The organism is Pseudomonas sp. 8O (assembly GCF_902506495.1).
Taxonomy (GTDB): domain Bacteria; phylum Pseudomonadota; class Gammaproteobacteria; order Pseudomonadales; family Pseudomonadaceae; genus Aquipseudomonas; species Aquipseudomonas chaetocerotis.
In genome coordinates this window covers 214,375-233,308 of sequence record NZ_LR733267.1, presented here as the reverse complement: position 1 = coordinate 233,308, position 18,934 = coordinate 214,375, and the positions used below count along the sequence as shown (strand labels likewise).

Annotated in this window: 16 protein-coding genes and 1 pseudogene; 12 read left to right on the top strand and 5 right to left on the bottom strand. The window is 61.4% G+C overall.

Annotation, left to right across the window (positions count from 1 at the left end):
- From GV002_RS22265 to cyoE, 9 genes are all read left to right on the top strand, one after another.
- Positions 1-1,572, top strand: a complete 1,572-nt coding sequence (locus tag GV002_RS22265; protein ID WP_160020448.1) for an RNA-directed DNA polymerase — start codon at positions 1-3, stop codon at positions 1,570-1,572.
- A 170-nt stretch (positions 1,573-1,742) separates the two neighbouring features.
- The gene (hrpA, locus tag GV002_RS22260) at positions 1,743-5,801 is read left to right on the top strand and encodes an ATP-dependent RNA helicase HrpA (protein WP_160020447.1); all 4,059 of its coding nucleotides are present in this window, start codon (positions 1,743-1,745) and stop codon (positions 5,799-5,801) included.
- Between the two features lie 64 nt (positions 5,802-5,865).
- Complete coding sequence (locus GV002_RS22255; RefSeq protein WP_160020445.1) at positions 5,866-6,129, top strand: hypothetical protein; 264 nt, start codon at positions 5,866-5,868, stop codon at positions 6,127-6,129.
- Positions 6,126-6,704, top strand: coding sequence for a DUF6436 domain-containing protein (locus GV002_RS22250; protein ID WP_160020444.1), 579 nt, complete (start codon positions 6,126-6,128; stop codon positions 6,702-6,704). Before GV002_RS22255 ends, GV002_RS22250 begins: the two co-directional genes overlap by 4 nt.
- Before the next feature lie 1,194 nt (positions 6,705-7,898).
- Positions 7,899-8,816: a ubiquinol oxidase subunit II gene (cyoA, locus tag GV002_RS22245; RefSeq protein WP_160020443.1), complete on the top strand. Its 918-nt coding sequence runs from the start codon at positions 7,899-7,901 to the stop codon at positions 8,814-8,816.
- A gap of 2 nt (positions 8,817-8,818) precedes the next feature.
- Positions 8,819-10,807: a cytochrome o ubiquinol oxidase subunit I gene (gene cyoB, locus GV002_RS22240; RefSeq protein WP_160020442.1), complete on the top strand. Its 1,989-nt coding sequence runs from the start codon at positions 8,819-8,821 to the stop codon at positions 10,805-10,807.
- A complete protein-coding gene (gene cyoC, locus GV002_RS22235; protein ID WP_372241851.1) occupies positions 10,807-11,436 on the top strand; it encodes a cytochrome o ubiquinol oxidase subunit III in 630 nt (209 codons plus the stop codon). The genes cyoB and cyoC overlap by 1 nt, the downstream gene beginning before the upstream one ends.
- Positions 11,437-11,772 (top strand): cytochrome o ubiquinol oxidase subunit IV, encoded by a 336-nt coding sequence (gene cyoD, locus GV002_RS22230; protein ID WP_160020439.1) that lies wholly within the window; start codon positions 11,437-11,439, stop codon positions 11,770-11,772. It abuts the gene before it with no gap.
- The gene (gene cyoE, locus GV002_RS22225; RefSeq protein ID WP_160020438.1) at positions 11,772-12,728 is read left to right on the top strand and encodes a heme o synthase; all 957 of its coding nucleotides are present in this window, start codon (positions 11,772-11,774) and stop codon (positions 12,726-12,728) included. Before cyoD ends, cyoE begins: the two co-directional genes overlap by 1 nt.
- A 128-nt stretch (positions 12,729-12,856) precedes the next feature.
- Here cyoE and GV002_RS22220 read toward each other — a convergent pair whose 3' ends face one another.
- The gene (locus GV002_RS22220) at positions 12,857-13,411 is read right to left on the bottom strand and encodes a nucleotidyltransferase family protein (RefSeq protein WP_160020437.1); all 555 of its coding nucleotides are present in this window, start codon (positions 13,409-13,411) and stop codon (positions 12,857-12,859) included.
- Positions 13,412-13,638: 227 nt separating this feature from the next.
- Between GV002_RS22220 and GV002_RS22215 the strand changes: the two genes are divergently transcribed.
- The 3 genes from GV002_RS22215 to GV002_RS22205 all read left to right on the top strand — a co-directional run bounded on the left by GV002_RS22215 (position 13,639) and on the right by GV002_RS22205 (position 16,140).
- Positions 13,639-14,106, top strand: a complete 468-nt coding sequence (locus GV002_RS22215; RefSeq protein WP_160020436.1) for a hypothetical protein — start codon at positions 13,639-13,641, stop codon at positions 14,104-14,106.
- Positions 14,099-14,461 (top strand): hypothetical protein, encoded by a 363-nt coding sequence (locus GV002_RS22210; RefSeq protein ID WP_160020435.1) that lies wholly within the window; start codon positions 14,099-14,101, stop codon positions 14,459-14,461. Before GV002_RS22215 ends, GV002_RS22210 begins: the two co-directional genes overlap by 8 nt.
- Positions 14,462-14,694: 233 nt before the next feature.
- A complete protein-coding gene (locus tag GV002_RS22205) occupies positions 14,695-16,140 on the top strand; it encodes an alpha/beta hydrolase (protein WP_160020434.1) in 1,446 nt (481 codons plus the stop codon).
- A gap of 63 nt (positions 16,141-16,203) precedes the next feature.
- Here the strand turns inward: GV002_RS22205 and GV002_RS24710 are convergent, their stop codons facing one another.
- From GV002_RS24710 to GV002_RS22190, 4 genes and pseudogenes are all read right to left on the bottom strand, one after another.
- Positions 16,204-17,004 carry a methyl-accepting chemotaxis protein gene (locus tag GV002_RS24710; RefSeq protein ID WP_371254548.1) on the bottom strand — a complete coding sequence of 267 codons (801 nt, stop codon included), beginning with the start codon at positions 17,002-17,004 and terminating at the stop codon, positions 16,204-16,206.
- Between the two features lie 57 nt (positions 17,005-17,061).
- Positions 17,062-17,850, bottom strand: a pseudogene (locus GV002_RS24705) (MCP four helix bundle domain-containing protein); the annotation flags it as partial.
- Between the two features lie 190 nt (positions 17,851-18,040).
- Entirely contained in the window at positions 18,041-18,295 is a 255-nt protein-coding gene (gene grxC, locus GV002_RS22195) for a glutaredoxin 3 (protein ID WP_160020432.1), read from the bottom strand.
- Positions 18,296-18,313: 18 nt separating this feature from the next.
- Positions 18,314-18,832 (bottom strand): carboxymuconolactone decarboxylase family protein, encoded by a 519-nt coding sequence (locus GV002_RS22190; protein ID WP_160020431.1) that lies wholly within the window; start codon positions 18,830-18,832, stop codon positions 18,314-18,316.
- Positions 18,833-18,934: the final 102 nt, after the last annotated feature.

Below are 18,934 nucleotides of genomic sequence, written 5' to 3'. Positions count from 1 at the left end.
GTGGTTTTGACCGATGCATCTCTAGAATTTGCCCGCAATCATATAACAGCTTTTTACGATACTGATTTTTATCCGAAGCCTTTTGAGTTTTATGCATTATGGAATTCTTGGGCCGAGGTTAAAAGCTATCTTCTCGCTGCATCATTGGCTGGAGCGCACACTAGCAATCCGAGAGTTCTTCCCTGGGCTAAGGCACGTGGAGGCTACCGAATTGTTCATCAGCTTGAACCCTTAGACTCACTAATATATACAGCCCTGACTTATCTGGTGGCCGAAAAAATAGAAAGTTCGCGGATGCTACCATCCATTGCATGCTCCTACCGAATTGAAGTTGATGAAAATAGTTATTTCTCGAAGGGGTCTGGCTTTCCTGCGTATAGAGAAAGCTGTGAGAGGCTGGGAGGGGTTTATGAATATGTGCTTTCTACAGATATTAGTGATTTCTATAATCAAATATATCTCCATCGAGTAGGCAACGTAATTGACTCGGTCGGAGCGCCTGCTGGCGCTGGCAGGGAGATCGAGAGTTTCTTGTCTCGACTAAATAACAAAGCATCTCAAGGCATACCGGTAGGGCCTGCAGCCTCAATAATTTTGGCCGAAGCAATTCTTCTTGATGTTGACCAATTCATATCCAATCACCACGTCGAACATGTTCGTTATGTAGACGATATACGTATATTTTCGGATTCGGAGGAGCAGCTTTCAGAGATTCTTGAAAATCTTGTGGTTTATCTCCACGACCAACACAGGCTGGGTCTGGTTTCAGAGAAAACCTCCATTAGATCGTCCGCTCAGTTTTTACAAGAAGAGCTTCAAAATCAGTATCAAATGGATAAGCTTGATATCCTGAATGAAATTGAGGCTGGAAACCAATATGGCACATATGAATCAGAACAGGATAATGAGTACGAAGACCACCAGGAATATGACGAATACGGGCAGTATTGCGAGGGAAACGACGACGAAGACGATGATAGCGAAGATCTAGGAGCATCATTGTTGGATGCCCTTTTAAGGGTTCGGAATTTTGGCTATGTAGATCTCGCTGTCTTGAGAGCCATCATTAGAAGGGCTAAGCATGGACAAGTATCTGAGATAGCGAAACCTATACTAGAGGACATAGAGTTTTACAAGCCCGTGATCAATGACGTTTGCCTGTACTTGGCTTCCTTGCCAGCAGCAGAAATTAAAGAGATTTTGCCGCTACTATCAACCCTGTGCCAAACCAACAGAATAAGCAATCGAAGCATGAGGGTTTGGATGGAGTGGCTTTTCACCCGTGATGCACAGTTTCTATCCGATCAAAACATTCGACGTTATGTCTATCAAGGCACACCTACCAGCGCGGCCGCAGCTGCCTTACTGGAAGGAAACATTGCATGGGCAAAAGAGGCGAAGCAGAAAGTTTTGACTTCAGCATCGTGGGATAGGAGAGCCTACATCCATGCGCTCAATATATTGTCAAAGGATGAAGCTGAAAAATATTTAAAATTTATTAAGCAAAATCCATCCTTAACTCATACGGATAAATGGGTGTGTACTTGGGTCTTGGCCGGATGTCCAACTTAGTCGGCTTATTGGATATTAGAGGCGCTGCTCATCCATGATCCTGGCCGCTCCGATAGGCAGCTTCTGGCCGATAGCTGCCGCCCCTCAAGCTCTTCCGCTGCGGTATAGCCTGCCCGCCTCACACCGTAATCTGCGACAATCCCGCCTTTGCCCTGATTGCCTCGATCCAGATGACTGACCTCGCCACGCTGCAGCACAACCTCGACCACGTCATGATCGCCGAGCGTCATCGCTTGCGTCGGCAGTTGCATGAGCTGCAGAAGCAGCCCGATGAGGCCAAGCTGGCGCAGTGGCTGGCGCGTTTTCAGGCGTCCAGCGACAAGGTGGCTGCGCGGCGTAGCAGCATTCCGGCGATGCGTTACGACGATGCGCTGCCGATTGCTGCCAAGCGCGACGAGATCAAGGCCGCGCTGGAGAAGAGCCAGGTGGTGGTGATTGCCGGTGAGACCGGTTCGGGCAAGACCACGCAGTTGCCGAAGATCTGCCTGGAGATTGGCCGGGGCGTGCATGGCCTGATCGGTCACACGCAGCCGCGCCGCCTGGCGGCGCGCAGTGTGGCGACGAGGGTGGCCGAGGAAATCGGTACGCCGCTGGGCGAGCTGGTCGGCTATCAGGTGCGTTTCGAGGATCAGAGCAAGGACGGCACGCTGATCAAGCTGATGACCGACGGCATCCTGCTCGCCGAAACCCAGCACGACCGCTTTCTGGAAAAGTACGACACCATCATCGTCGACGAGGCGCACGAGCGTTCGCTGAACATCGACTTCCTGCTTGGCTACCTGAAGACCCTGCTGCCGCGCCGCCCCGATCTGAAGCTGATCATCACCTCGGCGACCATCGATCTGGAGCGGTTCAGCAAACACTTCAGCGGGGCCGGCCTCCCGGGAGCGCCGATCATCGAGGTGTCCGGTCGCACCTATCCGGTGGAGACCTGGTACCGCCCGCTGGCGGCCGAGGTGGACGAGGAGGGCGAGCGTCTGCTCGATGACCTGTCCATCGACCAGGGCATTCTCGCTGCGCTGGACGAAATCACCGAGCACGAGCGCAGCGTGGGCCAGCGGCCCGGCGACGTGCTGGTGTTCCTGCCCGGCGAGCGCGAGATTCGCGAAGCGGCGGAGGTGCTGCGCAAGGCCAACCTGCGTTTTACCGAGGTGCTGCCACTGTATGCACGGCTGACGCCGGCCGAGCAGCAGAAGATTTTCGCGCCCATGCCGGGGCGCAAGATCGTGCTGGCCACCAACGTGGCGGAAACTTCGCTGACGGTGCCGGGCATCCGTTACGTGATCGACTCTGGCACCGCGCGCATCAGCCGCTACAGCTACCGCGCCAAGGTGCAGCGCCTGCCCATCGAGCCGGTGTCGCAGGCCAGCGCCAACCAGCGCAAGGGCCGCTGCGGGCGGGTCGAGCCGGGCATCTGCATTCGCCTGTACAGCGAGGAGGATTTTCTCGGTCGGCCGACGTTCACCGACCCGGAGATTCTGCGTACCAACCTGGCGGCGGTGATCCTGCAGATGCTGCACCTGCGCCTGGGCAGCATCGAGGACTTCCCCTTCATCGAGCCGCCAGATGGCAAGGCGATCAGCGACGGCTTCAACCTGTTGCAGGAGCTGTCGGCGGTCAACCGCGAAAGCCAGCTCACACCACTGGGCCGCCAGCTGGCACGCCTGCCCATCGACCCGCGCCTGGGGCGCATGGTGCTCGAAGGTGCCAAGCAGGGCAGCCTGGAGGAGATCCTGATCGTTGCCGCCGCGCTGTCGGTGCAGGACCCGCGCGAGCGACCGATGGATCGCCAGCAGGCCGCCGACCAGGCGCACGCGCAGTGGAAGGATGTGGATTCCGACTTCGCCGCGCTGATCAACCTGTGGCGCGGCTTCGAGGAAAAGCGCCAGGAGCTCGGCAGCAACCCGCTGCGTACCTGGTGCAAGAAGAACTTCCTCAACTATATGCGCCTGCGCGAATGGCGCGATGCGCACCGGCAACTGGTGCTGATCGCCCGTGATCTGCAGTTGAGCGGCAATGCTTCCCGTAGGAGCCCGCTTGCGGGCGATGATGGTCATGCGGATCGCCGGCAAGCCGGCTCCTACAACGAACCCGTCGCGCCGACCAAGGACACCCGCGTCAACGCCATCGCCCGTCAGCAGGCCGAGGCCAGCGAGGCGGCGGTGCGGGCAAAGAACTACGCCGCCGTGCACAAGGCGATTCTCGCCGGCCTGCTCAGCCAGATTGGCCAGAAGACCGAGGAGGGCGACTACCTCGGCGCGCGCCAGCGGCGCTTCTGGATTCACCCCTCCAGCGTGATCGGACGCAAGAAGCCCAACTGGGTGATGGCCGCCGAGCTGGTGGAAACCACCAAGCTGTTCGCGCGCATGGTGGCGAAGATCGAGCCGGACTGGATCGAGCCGCTGGCGGCGCATCTGGTGAAGAAGAACCATCTGGAACCGCACTGGGAAAAGAAGCGCGGCCAGGTCGTGGCGTTCGAGCAGATCACCCTGTACGGCATGATCATCGTCGGTCGGCGCCCGGTGCATTACGGCCCCATCGACCCGCAGGTTTCGCGCGAGATGTTCATTCGCGAGGGCCTGGTGCGGGGCGAGATCAACAGCCGTGTGCGCTGCCTGACCGCCAACCGCCAGTTGCTCGAACGCCTCGATGAGCTGGAGGCCAAGTCGCGCCGCCGCGACATTCTCGCCGACGAGGAAACCCTGTTCGGCTACTACGACGCGCGCATCCCGCAGGACATCTACCAGGCTGCGAGTTTCGAGAGCTGGTACAAGAAGGGCAGCGCTACCGACGCGCAGCTTCTGATCATGCGCGAGGAAGACGCCCTGGCCCGCGATGCCAAGGAAGTCACCGCTGCGCAGTACCCGGACACCTTGCACATCGGTGAGCTGCAACTGCCGCTGTCCTATCACTTCGAGCCCAACCACCCGCGTGACGGCGTGACCCTGCGCGTGCCGGCGCCACTGCTGCCGCAACTGCAGCCCGAGCGCCTCGAATGGCTTGTGCCGGGTCTGCTGGAGGCCAAGTGCATCGCCCTGGTGCGCGGCCTGCCCAAGGCGCTGCGCAAGAACTTCGTGCCGGTGCCGGACTTCGTCGGCGCAGCGCTGGACAAGCTGGTGTTCGGCCAGGGCTCGCTGCCGCAGGCGCTGGGGCATGAGCTACTGCGCATGACCGGCGCACGGGTGTCCGACGAGGCCTGGGCGGAAGCGGCTGAAAGCATCGAAAGCCACCTGAAGATGAACATCGAGGTGGTGGATGCGCGGGGCAAGTTCCTTGGCGAAGGCCGCGACCTGGCCGAGCTGACCGCGCGTTTCGCCGAAGCCAGCCAGGCTGCGCTGGCCATCCCGCAGCAGAGCGATAAGCCGAAAACGGTGGAGGCCAAGGCCTTCGCCGAGGTGGCGGAAAAGGCTCAGCAGAAGATCGCCGGCCTCTCCATGACGGTCTATCCGGCGCTGGTGGAGGAGGCCGGTGTGGTCAAGGAAGGGCGCTTCCCGACCCAGGCCGAAGCCGACTTCCAGCACCGCCGCGCCCTGCAACGCCTGCTGCTGCAGCAACTGGCCGAACAGGCGAAATTCCTGCGTGGCAAGTTGCCGGGGCTGACCGAGCTGGGCCTGCTGTACCGCGACATCGGCCGCGTCGACGCGCTGGTCGAGGACATTCTGCTGGCCAGCCTGGATGCCTGCATTCTCGACGGCGAAGCCACGTTGCCGCGTGATGGCGCGGCCCTGGCGCAACTGGCCGAGCGCAAGCGCGGCGACTGGACGGCGCACGCCGAGCGCATCGCCCGGCTGGTGTTGGAGATTCTCAAGCTCAACCACAGCCTGCAGAAGCGCTTCAAGGGCAAGATCGACCTGGCCCAGGCCATGGCGCTCAACGACATCAAGCAGCAGTTGGCCAATCTGGTCTATGCCGGCTTTGTGCGTGAAACGCCGGGCGAGTGGCTCAAGGAAATCCCGCGTTACCTCAAGGCCATCGAGCAGCGCCTGGACAAGGTGGGCGCGCAGGTGCAGCGCGACCGTGTATGGACGGGCGAGCTGAGCGGCTATTGGGAGCAGTACCAGGCGCGCACCGGCAAGCATGCCCAGGAAGGCAAGCGCGACCCGCAGCTCATGTTGTATCGCTGGATGCTGGAGGAGTACCGCGTGTCGCTGTTCGCCCAGCAACTGGGCACGAAGATGGCGGTTTCGGACAAGCGCCTGAGCAAGCAGTGGACGCTGGTTGAAGGTTGATGATCGGCGCTCGCCCCGGCGTTGGGGCGCGCCATCCACTGATGAATGCGGAAACTGAAGAACGATGAGTGTGAATGATGAAAACGCCGGGCTGGGGCGCCGTGGCTGCCTGGGCCTGTTTGTGGCTGGCGTGATGTTCGTGGTGCTGATTTTTGCCGGCCTCATCTACATCATGACCCGCCCCCAGGATGGCGAGATCGAGGCGGCCGAGCGCGCGGCCATCGACGCCTGCTGGCAAAGCGCGCAGGCCACCGAGCGCAGTTTCACCGAGGAAAGTTGCCGGGAAATGGAGAAGCAGTTCCTGCGCAAGTTCGGCCATCAGCCATGAACCTGCTTAGGCGCTTGAGCTTCAAGCATCTGGTGGTGGGGTTCTGCGTGTTGGCGCTTGGCCTGGTGGTGCTGATCTGGTGGCTCAGCGGCGCGGCCTATCTGCGGCCTTATGCCGAGCAGACGGTGATCTTCGGTCAGGGCGAGTTGCAGCTGCCGGCTGAACTGGCCGGCCCCGGCCCGATCCGGGTGGTGCACTTCTGGGACCCGGACTGCCCCTGCAACGCGGAAACCGACGCGCACCTGCGCTACCTGATCGGCCTGCACCGCAATGCCGATGTCGCGTTCTACAGCGTGCAGAAGCCGGGCAGCACGGGCGAGATTGCGCCGTTCCTGCGTGGGCGGATGACGCCCTTGCCGGGGATCGAGGGCATGGAATCGCTGCCGGCCAGCCCGGCCCTGGCGATCTGGGATCGCGACGGCAAGCTGGCCTATGCCGGCCCTTACAGCGAGGGGCTGGTGTGCAACTCCAGCAACAGCTTCGTCGAGCCGGTGCTCGAAGCACTGACCCAGGGGCGCCATGTGTCCCTGGCCAGCGGCCTGGCAGTGGGGTGTTATTGCGCTTGGAAGTATTGAGGTGGGGTGGTTGTCGGGTTGGGAGCAGGGTAGGGGTGCCTGTGCCTGTGCCTGTGCCTGTGGGAGGGGCTTTAGCCGCGATGCTTGTCGCGGCTGAAGCCCCTCCCACAAAAGCCGTTGTCGGCTGCAATTGCGTAGCCCGGATGCAATCCGGGGCACATCGAATCGTTCCGGGTTGTATGTGGGTTAGGTGAAGCTATCGCGGCTGAAGCCGCTCCTACGAGATAGGTGAATGTCTGTAGGAGCGGCGGGGAGGCTTCCGCTTCAGCCGCGATGCTTGTCGCGGCTAAAGCCCCTCCCACAAAAGCCGTTGTCGGCTGCAATTGCGTAGCCCGGATGCATTCCGGGGTACATCGAATCGTTCCGGGTTGTATGTGGGTTAGGTGAAGCTATCGCGGCTGAAGCCGCTCCTACGAGATAGGTGAATGTCTGTAGGAGCGGCGGGGAGGCTTCCGCTTCAGCCGCGATGCTTGTCGCGGCTAAAGCCCCTCCCACAAAAGCCGTTGTCGGCTGCAATTGCGTAGCCCGGATGCAATCCGGGGCACATCGAATCGTTCCGGGTTGTATGTGGGTTGGGTGAAGCTATCGCGGCTGAAGCCGCTCCTGCAGGTGCATGGCGCCTGCAGACGTTCAGCAGGCCCGTGGGAGGGGCTTCAGCCGCGATGCTTTTGGCCGCTCTCAATTGCCCCGGATTACATCCGGGCTACAACACCAGCCGTCCCCGTCGTCTACCTGGCGCTGCTTTGCGCTCAGCCTTTCGCAGGGCTGACGCTCCTCACCTACGCATTCAAGACCCTCGAAATATCCTAAATGTCAAGATCTGGCGAGCTGCCGGCGAACAGCATCTTTCGTGTCATTGATTCCTGTCAATTCGCTGACAAATAGCTCTAAAACGGGGCTGTGATCATTTGTCGCACCCCTTCGATTCTTTGCCGACTTCTTGCTGCAAAGTGTTTCAAATCTTTGCGTAAATGTTGCGAAATATGTCGCAGAGAGGCCGTCAGTTTGCTCATAAGTAGGCTGCTAATGAATTGTGCGAGGCCTCGATAGCCTGCAACATCGTCGATTCCCACGGTTTTACCGCTTCGCTTGCACGGATGCTCAAGCTCTGAGTTTTCGCTGCCGGCCTTTTGCTCGATGGGCCGCACGGCAACCGAAGCCGACTGTGGGCATCACTCAGTTGAAGGTCGTGACATGAAAGAAGAGAAATACCATCGTTGTGCGCGCTGGTTGCTGATGGCGATTGCCTTCTCAGCGCTCGGTGGATGTGACTGGGCACTGTTCAACTCGAAAGGGCAGATCGGTGTCGAGCAGGGCAACCTCATCCTGATCTCCATTGGTCTCATGCTGATCGTGGTGGTACCCGTGATCGTCATGACTTTCTGGTTTGGCTGGCGCTACCGCGAGTCGAACGAGAAGGCCACCTACATGCCCGACTGGGCACATTCGCACAAGATCGAACTGGTCGTCTGGGGTGTCCCGCTGATCATCGTCGCGGTGCTGGCGGTCATCATCTGGGAAACCTCGCATTCGCTCGACCCCTATCGCCCGATCGAATCGGACAAGCCGGCGCTGAACATCGAAGTCGTCTCACTCGACTGGAAATGGCTGTTCATCTACCCGGATCAGGGCGTGGCCGTGGTCAATGAGCTGGTGATTCCAGAGAAGACCCCGGTGACCTTCCACATCACCTCCGACACGGTGATGAACGCGCTGTCGATCCCGCAACTCGGCGGGATGATCTACGCCATGGGCGGCCAGCGCACCCAGCTCAACCTCATCGCCAACGAGCAGGGCGAGTTCTTCGGTCAGTCCGGCAACTTCAGCGGCGAAGGCTTCTCGGCCATGCGCTTCAGCACTCACTCGGTCAGCGACGACGCGTTCGCGCAGTGGGTCGACAAGGTCAAGCAGTCGCCCGAGGTCATGGACTTCGCCACCTTCAAAGAGGTGGGCGAGCCCGGCGAGATGGTCAACCACCGCTATCCGATCTACCCGGTCCGCTACTTCGGCCAGGTCGAACCGAACCTGTTCAACACGGTGATCGGGCAGTACGTGACCCTGAAAGATTCCCACAGCACGGCCATGCACGAAGCAGCGCAGGTGCAGGAGTGAATATGTTTGGAAAACTGACTCTGGACGCGATTCCGTACCACGAGCCCATCATCATGATCACCCTCGCCATGGTGGCGCTGGGCGGTCTGGGACTGTTCGCGGCGGTGACCTACTTCAAGAAGTGGGGCTACCTGTGGAGCGAGTGGCTCACCTCGGTGGACCACAAGAAAATCGGCGTGATGTACATCCTCGTCGCGCTGGTCATGCTGGTGCGTGGCTTCGCCGACGCCATCATGATGCGCACCCACCTGGCGATGGCCCACGGTGACGGGCAGGGCTACCTGCCGCCGGAACACTACGACCAGATCTTCACCGCGCACGGCATCATCATGCTGATCTTCGTGGCCATGCCACTGGTCACCGGCCTGATGAACATCGTCGTGCCGCTGCAGATCGGCGCACGTGACGTGGCCTTCCCCTACTTGAACTCGCTGAGCTTCTGGCTGTTCGTCGGCGGCGCGCTGCTGATCAACCTGTCGCTGGGCCTGGGCGAGTTCGCCAAGACCGGCTGGGTGGCTTATCCGCCGTTGTCAGGCATCCAGTACAGCCCCGGCGTGGGTATGGACTACTACATCTGGAGCATGCAGCTGTCGGGCTTGGGGACGACGCTGACGGGGGTCAACTTCATCGCCACCATCCTCAAGATGCGTGCCCCGGGCATGAGCCTGATGAAGATGCCGATCTTCACCTGGACCATCCTCGTTACCTGCGTGCTGATCTGCGGTGCCTTCCCTCCGCTGACCGCGACCCTGGCGATGCTGTCGCTGGACCGCTACCTGGATTTCCACTTCTTCACCAATGAACTGGGCGGCAACCCGATGATGTACGCCAACCTGTTCTGGATCTGGGGACACCCGGAGGTGTACATCCTGATCCTGCCGGCGTTCGGCGTGTTTTCCGAAGTGGTGGCGACCTTCTCGCGCAAGACCCTGTTCGGTTATGCCTCGATGGTCTGGGCGACTGCGGCCATCGGCGTGCTGTCGTTCGTGGTGTGGCTGCACCACTTCTTCACCATGGGCTCGGGGGCCAGCGTCAACGCCTTCTTCGGCATCATGACCTCGATCATCGCCATCCCCACCGGGGTGAAGATCTTCACCTGGCTGTTCACCATCTTCCGTGGCCGTCTGCAACTCAACGCCATGACCTGGATGACCCTGGGCTTTCTGGTGACCTTCTCCATCGGCGGCATGACCGGCGTGCTGATGGCGGTACCTGCGGCGGACTTCGTGCTGCACAACAGCCTGTTTTTGATCGCCCACTTCCACAACGTGATCATCGGCGGTGCGGTGTTCGGCTACCTGGCCGGCATCATCTACTGGTTCCCGAAAGCCTTCGGCTTCAAGTTGCTCGACCGCTTCGGCCGTTACTCGTTCTGGTGCTGGCTGATCGGCTTCTACTTCGCCTTCATGCCGCTGTACGTGCTGGGCTTCATGGGCATGACTCGTCGCCTCAACCACTTCGACAACCCGGCCTGGGTGCCGTGGGTGCAGGTGGCCGTGGTCGGCGCTGTGCTGATCGGTATCGGCATCGTCTTTACCGTGGTGCAGTTCGTCACCAGCTACATCAAGCGCAAGGACAACCTCGACGTCACCGGCGACCCCTGGGATGGCCGCACCCTGGAGTGGGCGACGTCCTCGCCGCCACCGTTCTACAACTTCGCGGTCATCCCGACGGCGGACAAGATCGACGCCTTCCATGAGGCGAAGAAGAACGGTGTCGAGCTGATGCCCGCGCCGGAGCACTACGAGCCGATCCACATGCCGAAGAACACCGGTAACGGCCTGATCGTGTCGGCGTTCGTCATCGCCTTTGGCTTCGCCATGATCTGGCACATCTGGTGGCTCGCCATCGTGGGTCTGGTCGGCGCCGTGGTCAGCTTCATCGTGCGTTCCTACGACGAGGACATCGACTACTACGTGCAGCCCGAAGAGATCGCGCGGATCGAGCAGGCGCACCACCAAACCAAAGCCAACGCAGTCGTACAGGCCTGATCATGACCGCTTACGAACCCCACTATCCAAACGACGCTCATGGCCACGGCCATGAGCACCACCACGACAGCAGTGGCATCAAGCTGTTCGGCTTCTGGGTTTACCTGATGACCGACCTGCTGATCTTCGCCACGGTGTTCGCCACCTTCGCGGTACTCAGCAATTCCTTCGCCGGTGGCCCCACCGCCAAGGAAATGCTCAGGCCGGGCCTGCACCTGGTGCTGGTGGAAACCTTCGCCCTGCTGTTCTCCAGTATCACCTACGGCATGGCCATGCTCGCCACCTACCGTGGCGACAAGGGCGCGGTGCTGCGCTGGCTGGGCATCACCTTCCTGTTCGGTGCGGCTTTCATCAGCATCGAGCTGTACGAGTTCCGTCATCTGATCCATGAAGGTGCCGGGCCACAGGTCAGCGCCTACTGGTCGGCGTTCTTCACCCTGGTCGGCACCCACGGCCTGCACGTCAGTGCCGGTTTGCTGTGGATGCTGGTGCTGATGTTCCAGGTCGGCAGCCGTGGCCTGACCGACACCAACAAGACCCGCGTCGGGCTGCTCAGTCTGTTCTGGCACTTCCTCGACGTGGTGTGGATCTGCGTGTTTACCGTCGTCTACCTGATGGGGGTGCTGTAAATGGCTCACCAAGACAATCACGCCGCCCACGCCGTGGGCTTCAAGGATTACCTGAGCGGTTTCATCCTGTCGGTGATCCTTACCGTGATCCCCTTCATGCTGGTCATGCATCCTGACGTGCTGGGTCTGAGCCGTGGCGCGACGCTGATCACCGTGGTGCTCTTCGGCCTGGCGCAGGTGCTCGTCCACCTCGTGTACTTCCTGCACATGAAGACCGATGAGGAGGGGCGCTGGAACGTCGTTTCGATGATCTTCACCGTGCTGATCATCGCGTTCGTGGTCGGCCTGTCGGTCTGGATCATGTGGAGCATGCACTATCACATGATGATCAACTGATGCTGGCGCTCCTGAAGCAGTACCTCAACCTCGCCAAGCCGGGCATCGTCTTCGGCAATCTGATTTCCGTGACGGGCGGTTTCTTCCTGGCTTCGCGTGGCGATGCGAACCTGGCGCTTTACCTTGCGACAGCACTGGGTGTTTCGCTGGTGATCGCCTCAGGCTGCGTGTTCAACAACTACATCGATCGGGACATCGACCAGAAGATGGAGCGCACCCGTAACCGGGTGCTGGCGCAGGGGCTGGTATCGCCTGCGCACGCCATCGTCTATGCCTGCGTGCTCGGGGTGGTGGGGGTGGCCTTGCTGTACGTCGCCACCAACACCCTGGCCGTGATGCTGGTGCTGATGGGCTTTGTGGTCTACGTCGGCCTCTACAGCCTGTGGCTCAAGCGCGGCTCGGTGTACGGCACTCTGGTCGGCAGCCTGTCCGGGGCGGCACCGCCCGTGGTCGGCTACTGCGCAGTGAGCAACGAGTTCGATGCTGGCGCCGCCATCCTGTTGTTGATCTTCAGCCTGTGGCAGATGCCGCATTCCTATGCCATCGCCATCTTCCGTTTCAATGACTACCAGGCCGCGAACATCCCGGTGCTGCCGGTCATCAAGGGGATTTCGGCGGCCAAGCGGCAGATCGTGCTGTACATCGCTGCCTTCGTAGTCGCGACCCTGATGCTGACACTCAGCGGCTACGCCGGCTACAGCTACTTCGTGGTCGCCGCGCTGAGCGGTGCCTACTGGCTATGGATGGGCGTATCGGGCTACAAGGCGGTCGATGATCGGGTGTGGGCGCGCAAGCTGTTCACCTTCTCCATCGTCACCATCACCATGCTCAGCGTGATGATGTCGGTGGATTTCATCTCCTCGCCCGAGCAGGTACTGGTGACCTCCATCAATCACCTGTGCAGCCAGTTCGCCGCCAGCGCGCCGGGCTTCTGCGCGGTGGTCGCCGGCATCTGACCGGTGTTGTGGTAGGGGGCTTGAGCCGCGATTGTCGCCGCGCAAGCCCCTGCCACGGTGTTTCTATCTTAGGGTGGATGTCGCTCTTTAGATCCACTACAGGGTGGATCGATGAAGCGTGATCCACCCTACGGGAGCACCTTCAACTTCGGCCAGGTTGCCAGCCAGTTCTTGTCATGTAGCCGCTGCTGGTAGATCCGCCGTTTCTCGTTCTGAAAGCGTCCGGCCGGGCGCACGATAAGGCCGAACAGATCCTCCAGACCGAGTGGTGCGGCAACCTCGACCCTGTCGTTTTCATCGAGCCTTACGGCCAGCGCCGTCGCGGTTTCCGGCCAATGCCGCATCGCTTCGGTAGCCGAGGCGTAAGGCGCATCGCCATTGCGCAGATGCATGCGCGCCTGATTCTTCACCGACCACTGCAAGTCACCGTTGCCGCCGCGCAGAGTCGCTTCCAGTTCTGCATCGCGTTCCTGAGAGGTATGGGCGCAGTCGAACCAGATCACGTCGATGTCTTCCGGCAGCGGAGATGGCGTGCGTTGGTGCAAGTGATCCCACACCGCGCTGCGCACGAAACCTGCAGCGACCCAGCAGTCGGGCAGGTCGAGCTCGCGCACCTGCTGCAGGATACGCAGGCGCTGTAGGTCGGTGACAATGAGTATCTGTAGTTGAGCGGCGAAATTCATGCGCGCAGCCTAGCAGCGGTGCTCGTTGGCTGCCTGCTCAGTTGACATGGTGCATCTGAGCGGCTCCCAGATAACGCAGTCTGCTGATCGCACTGCACCAATACCGACTCGGATGGTCAGAAGCGCTGAGCGGCTCATGAGCGCCCGTTTGTGTACTCGTTCATGGCAAAGCAGGCCGTATTGATTCATGCTTTGCAGCTGATCCACCTATACATAGGGAACATGTAATGGAAATGAAGATCCTGGCCAGCGGCGTCGGCGCGGCCATCCCCAAGACCAGCATTGGTTTCAATCTGTTCAGTGGCGTCTACATACAACTCAGACGCTCGAGTGCCGAGAAGCCGCAGGTGTTCGGTATCGCTACCGGGCCTGAGATCGGCGGTAACAGCGGCACGCTGATCGCCGGTCATATCGAAACTGCCTGGATGAAAATCGACGTCAGCAAGCATGCCTGGTTGTGCAGTCGTTCATCGCTGGTCGGCAAGTTGGGGGAAATCGAGCTCAAGGGTACGTTGCTGTTCAGTGGCAGCGTGGACGTCGCCTTCACCATTTACGACGCCAACAACGAGGCCCATTTTTCCCTCAGCCGGGTGCAGGTCGAGTCGAACGGCGGACAGTTGGCCGATACCAAGGTACGCGGCGTGATCAAGGACATGATGGGGCAGACCCGGAGCGGGAGCATGCTCTGTGGCTAATCGCGATCCGGGTCGTTTCCCGCGTTTGAAGACCCTGTGCAATCTGCTTCTACTGCTGTTGCAACTGATCACCCTGGCTGCGTACTGGGGCATGGTCAGCGCCAGGCCAAGCTATATGGCGATCAGCCAGGAGCTCTACCCTGGCAGCGAGCGACTGATGAACAGCTGGCTTGCTGACACCTTGGTTTCCATGTCGGCAATGCTGGTGGTCGGGGTCGTCTTCGTGTTGAGTGTTGCCAAGGAGTTTGCCGGCCTTGGCAAGGTCCGGCGGATTCAACTCAACGCACTGACGCTGGTCGTTCTGCTGGCCATGCTGTACTTGGCCGCCTCGCCGCTCTACGTTGCGGCGGGCTGATCAGGCTGCTGCTCCACTCTGTGGGGCAGCTCTCGTCGCTCTACCTCCTGCATCCATACAGTCGCAGTCGCGATTTTCGCCGCGCAAGCGCCTACATCGCTTCAGATGTCGTGCTGGTTGGCTCGTTGCACAAAAGCAATCCCAGTGGTGGCCAGCAGCAGCTTTGCACTAAAGTCCCTGAGCCGGTCGCCGGGACGGATTTTCTCGGCCAGATATTTCGAGGGAGGCGCTTGATGCGTTTACCGCGCATGCGCAACGTGATGGCCTGGACGCTGGTGGTGGTGTTGTTGATCGTGGTGGTCTTGCTCGGCATTCGTATCGCCGGGCTGTCGGCTTTGCCCGAGCTGGAGCCCTGGCATCGCCTGGTGCCACAGGAGCTTGAGGTCGACGAGCTGGATGCGGGCGACTGGCAGGCCTACCTGGCTGCCGAGGCGGCCCTGTTCGAGCACCTGCAGCGTGAACTGATCGAGCCGGTCACGGCCGCCGGCAGCGCCGCATACAGCCGTTATTCCAGCGATAGCCCGGTCTACCCCGGCAATCTGCCGCGCGACTGGAACCGCTCCTTCATCCTGCAGCCGTCAGGCCCGGCGCGTGGCGTGGTGGTGTTGCTGCATGGTCTGACCGACTCGCCCTACAGCCTGCGCCATATCGCCCGGCACCTCAGTGAGCAGGGCCTGCTCGCCGTGGTGCCGCGCATGCCTGGCCACGGCACGGTGCCGGCGGCGCTCACCGCTGCGCACTGGGAGCAATGGCTGGCTGCCACGCGCTTGGCCGTTCGCGAAGCGCGGCGCCAGGTGCCTGATGGGCCGCTGTATCTGCTCGGCTATTCCAATGGCGGGGCGCTGGCGTTGCGCTACAGCCTGGCTGCGCTGGAGGACCAGAGCCTGGCCATGCCACAGCGTCTGGTGCTGATCTCGCCGATGATTGGCGTCACCAGCTACGCCCGTTACGCCGGGCTGGCGGCCCTGCCTGCGTTGCTGCCTGCTTTCGCCAAGTCGGCCTGGATGAATGTGCTGCCGGAGTTCAACCCGTTCAAGTACAACTCCTTTCCGGTGCATGCAGCGCGGCAGACCTATGAGCTGACCAGCGAGGTGCAAGACGCCTTCGATGCTGCCGAGGCCGATGGCCGTCTGTCACGATTGCCGCCGGTGCTGGCCTTCCAGTCGTTGGCCGACAGCACGGTGAGCACGCCGGCCGTGGTGCATGACCTGTTCGAGCGTCTGCCGGCTAACGGCAGCGAGCTGGTGATCTTCGACATCAACCGCTCGCAGGCCATCGGCTCGTTGCTGCGACCGGACATGAGTGGCTTGCTGGAGCAACTGCTGCCGCCGGCCGAGCGTGATTACGACCTGACCGTGGTCGGCGTTGCGCAGAACGGTGGTCGTCAGGTCGAGGCGCGGCGAATTGCTGCTGGCGAGCGTGAGGCGGTGGCGGCGCCATTGAATGTCGAGTACCCGAGCCAGCTGTTCTCGCTGTCGCACGTCGCATTGCCGTTCCCGCCTGACGATCCGCTGTATGGCAGCGAACCGACCGCCGAGGAGTTCTACGGCGTGGCCCTTGGCACGCTGGCACCGCGCGGTGAGCACGGCGTGTTGGTGGTGGGGCTCGATAGTTTGCAGCGTATGACGTCCAACCCCTTCTACGCCTATTTGCGCGAGCGCATCGACGAAGACTTGTAGATGGCTCGGTGTGCACGGCGTCCGACCGTAGGGTGCGCCGTGCGCACCGAGTGGTTTGAGGGGTTACAACCGGAAACGTCCGACCAGGCCATCGAGCTGGGTCGACAGCGCCTGCAAATCGCTGCTGGCCTGGTTGAGCTGATCGGCGATATGGGTGGTGCCGACGGTCAGCTCGTTGATGTCGACGATGTTGCGGTTGATGTCTTCCACCACGCTGGACTGTTCCTCGGTGGCGGTGGCGACCTGGATGTTCTGGTCGCTGATCTGGCCGATATGGCTGTTGATCTGCTCCAGCGCCACCGACGCCTTGCTCGCGTACTCCACCACCAGCGCGCTCTGCCGTTGCCCCTTGGCCATGGCCTCGACGGCCGAGCGTGATTCGTTCTGCAGGCGGTCGATGACTTGCTGGATTTCCTCGGTGGAGGCGCCGGAACGGCTGGCTAGGGTGCGTACCTCGTCGGCCACCACGGCGAAACCACGACCCTGTTCGCCGGCACGCGCCGCTTCGATGGCGGCGTTGAGGGCGAGCAGGTTGGTCTGCTCGGAAATGCTGCGAATGGTGTTGAGCGTGGTGCTGATGGCGTTGGTCTGCGCGGCCAGTGCCTCGATCACCTTGGCGGCCTGTTCCAGTTCGCCGTTGAGGGCGTCGACCTGACGATGCGCCTGACTGACCACCGCGCTGCCGTCGCTGGCATGCTGGGTGGCTTCGCGGGCAACTTCTGCGGCGTTCTCGGCGTTGCGCGCGATCTCGTTGACGGTCGAGCCCAGCTCGTTGATGGCGGTGGCCACCTGTACCGTGCGGTCGCTTTGTGCGGTGCAGTTGCTTTGCGTAAGGCGTGCGCGTTCGGCCACATCGCGCGCCATGCCCGAGAGCTGGCGCGAGTTGTCGGCGAGCTGGCGCATGGCGCCGTGCACCTTGTCGATGAACTGGTTGAAGCTGCGGGCGATCTCGCTCAGTTCGTCCTGGCCGTGCAATTCGATGCGGGTGTCCAGGGCCAGGTTGTCGGCGGCCTGGCCCAGGCTGCTCTGCAACACCGCCACACGGCGACGTAGCTGCACCACGATCAGCCAGGAAATGATGATCGACACCAGCAGGCCGGTGGCGATGATGGCGATCTGGCGGGTCAGGCCATCGTCATAGCTCTGCGCGCTGTGCAGGTTCTGCTGCTCGGCCTGCTTGAGCAGGGCGTCTAGCAGGTCGTTGGCGCCCTGGCGCATCACCCCGTAGGTCTTGGCGTACTGATCGCGATAGATTTGCTGCGCCTTGGCCATGTCGCCGGCATCGAAGGCGGCGAGCATCGGGTTCAGTTCGTTGCTGACCATGGCTTCGAACTGATCGAGCAATTGCTGCGCCTGCGCCTTGCGCTCCGGGTTGACCTGGGCGGCCACGGCCTGACGCATCGCCTCGCGCATGCCGGGCACGTCCTCGTTGCGGGCGTCTTGTACGCGGGATTTCACACCGCGCTCGTCGCGCAGCGGAGTGTCCTGCAGCAGCATCATGTCGAGCCCTACACGCATGCGCGGGATGCGTGAGGCGACCTCGGCCATGGCGCGCATCGGCGCGGCCGTATTGAGATAGAGCACCTCAGTGTCCCGATGCATGCTCGACATGCTGCTCAGGCTGGTCAGCGCCACCAGCAGCAGGGCGATGCAGGGAATCGCCACCGCGATGATCAGGCGGGTTTTCAAAGAGAGGGCGTCGAGACGCATGGGAATACTCCATTTCGAGATAGGGCGCAGGGCGACGCTCAGCCTATCGGGCCGATGTTGCCGCTCTTGTATCGGCAGCGATGGCCAGGTGCATGAGGGCAAAGACGAGCGCTTTGACGAAAAGGAGTAGGCCGGCACAGCTGTCGGCTCAGAAAGGGTGATGGCCGCCAGCAAGGTCGGCCATCAAGGTTCAGGCGTGCAGCAACGCATCCAGTTCGCCGCCACGTTCCAGTGCGGCGAGGTCATCGAAGCCGCCGACGTGGCGTTCGCCGATGAAGATCTGCGGCACGCTGCGGCGGTTGCTGCGCTGTAGCATTTCCGCCAGACGCTGCGGCGAACTGCCCACGTCGATTTCCTCGTAGGTCACGCCCTTGCGCGTCAGCAGGGTCTTGGCATTGACGCAGTAGGGGCAGTGGCCGGTGGTGTAAAGAGTGACGGCTTGCATGGCGCACCTCCTGTCTTGTCAGACGGCTACGGGTGGAAAGTCGACAGCGGTTTCGGCCAGGTTGTTGAGGTAGTTGGTCAGCGTCATCAAGGCGACGTTGGCCACCACCTCGACGATTGCCGCATCGGTCAGCCCAGCGTCGCGCGCGGCTTGCAGCTGTGCATCGCTCAGGCTGCCGCGGCTGTCGATGATCTGCCGGGTCAGGCGCGCCACGGCATCGAACTCGCCATCGCGGGCGCTACGGATATCCGCTGCGCTCAGGCCTGCCTTGTCGGCGAACAGGGTGTGCGCAGCCAGGCAGTATTCGCAACCGTTGACCTGCGAGCTGGCCAGTGCCACCACTTCGCGCGCCTTGGCGTTCAGTGTGCCTTTGCCGAGCGCCTGGGACAGTGCCAGGTAGCCGCTTAGCGCGGCCGGGGCGTGGGCCAGGGTGGCGAATGTGTTGGGGATGAAACCGAGGCCCTTGCGGATGCCTTCCAGTTGCGCCTGGGCGCTGGTAGCGGTTTGTTCGAAGGGCAGTGCGGTGATGCGCGTCATGGTGATTCTCCAGTCTTGGGTGAGGGCCTGTTGTTCAAGCCTGGAGCCATGCTAGTGAGTCGAGCTGGCTTTTCGGATTCAGATCGTCGATGTTATGCGACA

Bases quoted from the DNA above. Each gene is read 5' to 3' on its own strand.
- GV002_RS22205 (WP_160020434.1), top strand. From the start codon at position 14,695: ATGCGTTTACCGCGCATGCGCAACGTGATGGCCTGGACGCTGGTGGTG.
- GV002_RS22190 (WP_160020431.1), bottom strand. From the start codon at position 18,832: ATGACGCGCATCACCGCACTGCCCTTCGAACAAACCGCTACCAGCGCC.
- GV002_RS22255 (WP_160020445.1), top strand. From the start codon at position 5,866: ATGAGTGTGAATGATGAAAACGCCGGGCTGGGGCGCCGTGGCTGCCTG.
- cyoD (WP_160020439.1), top strand. From the start codon at position 11,437: ATGGCTCACCAAGACAATCACGCCGCCCACGCCGTGGGCTTCAAGGAT.
- hrpA (WP_160020447.1), top strand. From the start codon at position 1,743: ATGACTGACCTCGCCACGCTGCAGCACAACCTCGACCACGTCATGATC.
- cyoA (WP_160020443.1), top strand. From the start codon at position 7,899: ATGAAAGAAGAGAAATACCATCGTTGTGCGCGCTGGTTGCTGATGGCG.
- GV002_RS22215 (WP_160020436.1), top strand. From the start codon at position 13,639: ATGGAAATGAAGATCCTGGCCAGCGGCGTCGGCGCGGCCATCCCCAAG.
- GV002_RS22250 (WP_160020444.1), top strand. From the start codon at position 6,126: ATGAACCTGCTTAGGCGCTTGAGCTTCAAGCATCTGGTGGTGGGGTTC.
- cyoB (WP_160020442.1), top strand. From the start codon at position 8,819: ATGTTTGGAAAACTGACTCTGGACGCGATTCCGTACCACGAGCCCATC.
- GV002_RS22220 (WP_160020437.1), bottom strand. From the start codon at position 13,411: ATGAATTTCGCCGCTCAACTACAGATACTCATTGTCACCGACCTACAG.
- grxC (WP_160020432.1), bottom strand. From the start codon at position 18,295: ATGCAAGCCGTCACTCTTTACACCACCGGCCACTGCCCCTACTGCGTC.
- GV002_RS24710 (WP_371254548.1), bottom strand. From the start codon at position 17,004: ATGGCGCGCGATGTGGCCGAACGCGCACGCCTTACGCAAAGCAACTGC.
- cyoE (WP_160020438.1), top strand. From the start codon at position 11,772: ATGCTGGCGCTCCTGAAGCAGTACCTCAACCTCGCCAAGCCGGGCATC.